This window comes from Trebonia sp. (assembly GCF_049794275.1).
In the GTDB taxonomy this organism is placed as follows: Bacteria; Actinomycetota; Actinomycetes; order Streptosporangiales; family Streptosporangiaceae; genus Trebonia.
This window is the reverse complement of record NZ_JBARCR010000877.1, coordinates 1-3,339: the sequence shown is the minus strand read 5'-3', so window position 1 is coordinate 3,339 and position 3,339 is coordinate 1. Positions and strand designations below refer to the sequence as shown.

3 protein-coding genes and 1 pseudogene are annotated in these 3,339 nt (G+C 71.8%); 2 read left to right on the top strand and 2 right to left on the bottom strand.

The window, feature by feature from the left end; translation table 11 throughout:
* Window positions 1–326, bottom strand: a pseudogene (locus tag WA805_RS22635) (S9 family peptidase); the annotation flags it as partial.
* 77 nt (window positions 327–403) lie between these two features.
* On the opposite strand from WA805_RS22635, the gene miaB reads away from it, so the two are divergent.
* Complete coding sequence (miaB, locus tag WA805_RS22630) at window positions 404–1,855, top strand: tRNA (N6-isopentenyl adenosine(37)-C2)-methylthiotransferase MiaB (RefSeq protein WP_425243345.1); 1,452 nt, start codon at window positions 404–406, stop codon at window positions 1,853–1,855.
* Window positions 1,856–1,860: 5 nt separating this feature from the next.
* Entirely contained in the window at window positions 1,861–2,772 is a 912-nt protein-coding gene (gene miaA / locus WA805_RS22625; RefSeq protein WP_425243344.1) for a tRNA (adenosine(37)-N6)-dimethylallyltransferase MiaA, read from the top strand.
* Between the two features lie 10 nt (window positions 2,773–2,782).
* Here the strand turns inward: miaA and WA805_RS22620 are convergent.
* A partial coding sequence (locus tag WA805_RS22620; protein ID WP_425243343.1) for an amidohydrolase family protein occupies window positions 2,783–3,339 on the bottom strand: 557 nt, incomplete at its 5' end.

Genomic DNA, 3,339 nt, shown 5'->3' with positions numbered 1-3,339 from the left:
GCGCCGGACCGGTACAGCCGCTGGTCGGCGAAGTTCGCGAAGACGAGATCGAAGGCGGCCCCTTCCGGCACGGGCAGGAACGACCGGCCGCCGTACTCGTGCACGCGGTTGCGTGCGTACCACGGGGCTGGCAGCAGTTCCCGCGGCGCCGTATCGCCGGCGCCCGCCGCCATGATCGTGACGCGGCCGCCCTCGGCGGGGCGGCTCTCCTGCCACCAGACTTCGTCCCCCGCGACGGCGGGGAACGCGACGGCCACCGCCCCTCTGGCCACGTCCGCGGCGCTGATCGGTGATGTCCAGGACCCGTATGGCGCGATCTCAGTCATGGACCTATGCAGTATCACGACGGCCTGCAGAGCATCACGGGGCCCCCACAACACGCGCCCGCCCCTATCCTGGTCAGGTGGGAGAAGGCAGGACCTACGAGATCCGCACCTACGGGTGCCAGATGAACGCGCACGACTCCGAGCGCGTCGCCGGGCTGCTCGAAGACGCCGGGTACGCGAAAGCCCCCGACGGCGAGACCCCTGACCTGGTGGTGTTCAACACCTGCGCGGTCAGGGAAAACGCGGCCGACCGGCTGTACGGCAACCTCGGTCACCTGTTCCCGGTCAAGAAGTCGCACGCGGGCATGCAGATCGCCGTCGGCGGCTGCCTGGCGCAGATGGAGCGCGCGCAGATCATCCAGCGTGCCCCCTGGGTGGACGTGGTCTACGGCACCCACAACATCGGAGCGCTGCCCCGCCTGCTTGAGCAGGCACGGCAGCGGCAGGAGGCGCAGGCCGAATTCGAAGAGACCCTCGCCACCTTCCCGAGCCTGCTGCCGGCCCGCCGCCAGTCCCCGTACTCGGCGTGGGTGTCGATCTCGGTCGGCTGCAACAACACCTGCACGTTCTGCATCGTCCCGTCGCTGCGCGGGCGCGAGAAGGACCGCCGCCCCGGCGACATCCTGGAGGAGATCACCGCGCTGGTCAGCGACGGGGTCATCGAGGTCACCCTGCTCGGGCAGAACGTGAACTCCTACGGCGCGGAGTTCGGTGACCGGCAGGCGTTCGGCAAGTTGCTGCGCGCCTGCGGCCAGGTCGAGGGCCTTGAGCGGGTGCGGTTCACCTCGCCGCACCCGCGGGACTTCACCGGCGACGTGATCGAGGCGATGGCGGAGACGCCCGCCGTGATGCCGAGCCTGCACATGCCGTTGCAGTCCGGCTCGGACACCGTGCTGAAGGCGATGCGCCGCGCCTACCGCCGCGACCGCTACCTGGCGATCCTGGACAACGTGCGGCGCGCCATCCCGCACGCGGCCATCACCACCGACATCATCGTGGGTTTCCCCGGCGAGACGGAGGCCGACTTCGCCGACACCCTCGACGTGGTCCGGCAGGCGAGGTTCGCGTCCGCGTTCACGTTCCGCTACTCGATCCGTCCCGGCACGCCGGCCGCGACGATGGACGGCCAGGTTCCCGCGGACGTCGTGCAGGACCGGTACGACCGCCTCGTCGCGCTTGTCGAGGAGGTCGCGACGGCGGAGAACGCGCGCTTCGACGGCACGACCGTGGAGGTCCTGGTGGCCGAGGGGGAAGGCCGCAAGGACGCCGCGACGCACCGCATGTCGGGCCGGGCGCGGGACAACCGCCTGGTGCACTTCGCCCCGCATGAGACCGCGCCGCGGCCTGGCGACATCGTCACCGCCACGGTGACGAGCACCGCGCCGCATTACCTGATCGCCGACGGTGAGCCACTCGAGGTCCGGCGCACGAGGGCGGGCGACGCCTGGCAGGCGAGGCAGGTCGCCTCGGCGGCCGCCGAGGCGCCGGCACCCGCACCTGTCCTGCTCGGCATGCCTACCCGCCGCTGACGGTCATGCTGATCGCCGTCGTCGGCGCCACCGCCACCGGCAAGTCGGACCTGGCGGTGGGCCTCGCGCTCGCCCTCGGCGGCGAGGTGGTCAACGCCGACTCCATGCAGCTCTACCGGGGCATGGACATCGGCACCGCCAAGCTCTCGATGGCCGAGCGCCGCGGGATCCCGCACCACTTGCTCGACGTCTGGGACGTCACCACGACCGCGAGCGTCGCCGAGTACCAGGTACTCGCGAATGAGGTCATCGCCGGGATCGAGGCGCGCGGCAAGGTCCCGGTGCTGGCCGGCGGCTCCGGCCTGTACGTGCGCGCGGCGCTCGGCGACCTGGACTTCCCGGGCACCGACGAGCGGATCAGGGCCCGATTGGAGACCGAACTCGCGGCCGTCGGCGCCGAATCACTCCATCGGCGCCTGATGGCACTGGATCCGGGCGCCGCCGCCGCGATCCTGCCCTCCAACGGCCGCAGGATCGTGCGCGCCCTTGAGGTCATCGAGCTGTCCGGGCGCCCGTTCAGCGCGACCCTCCCCGGCTACGACGGCGGCCACGCCGCCGTCCAGATCGGCCTGGCGCTGCCGCGCCAGGAACTCGACCGCCGCATCGAGGCCCGGGTGGACCGCATGTGGGCGGCCGGTTTCGAGGCCGAGGTGCGCGAGCTGCGCGATCGCGAGAGACTGCGCGACGGCAAGACGGCGAGCCGCGCGCTCGGCTACCAGCAGGTGCTGCGCTACCTGGACGGGGAGTGGACGCTGGACCAGGCGCGGGAGGAAACGGTGCGCGCCACGCGCCGTTTCGCCCGCCGCCAGGAGTCATGGTTCCGCCGCGACCCGCGCGTCACATGGCTGCCAGCCGATGAGCAGGACGTGACCGGCCGCGCCCTGGCCCTTCTCAAGCCGCTGACCCGCGCGACGTGACCTGGCCCGCTTAGCCGGGAAGCCGGTAGGCGCGGCGTGCGTTGTCCGTCGCGATCAGCCGCGTGACACGCTCGGCGTCGGCGTACGACATGTCGTCGACGACCAGCCGGGCCTGGAGGAACCGCGACAGCGCCTGCCGGAACAGCAGCGTGCCCAGGTAGTAGAGCTCCGGCAGCCCGAAGGCGTCGGAGGAGAACAGGAACTTGCGCAGCGGCGCCATCTCGAGCGCCTCGGCGAGCACCGCGGGCGCCCGGCTGCCGACGTTGTGGGTCGCCAGGCCGAGATCCGCGTACACGTGCGGAAAGACCTGGGCCAGGTACCCGGCCTCCCGGTGGTACGGGTAGTTGTGCAGCAGCATGACAGGGACGCCCGCCGGGTCGAGCGCCCGCAGCAGGTCCGTGAGCAGCAGCGGGTTGCACCTGTGCAGGTCGATGTCGCGGTCGCCGTACCCGACGTGAAACTGGATCGGCAGCCCGAGGTCGGCACCGCACCAGATGAAGAACCGGTGCAGCGTCTCGTCCGCCAGCCGCGGCGTCGCCCCGGCGCCCCCGCCGGTCTCACCCGCGC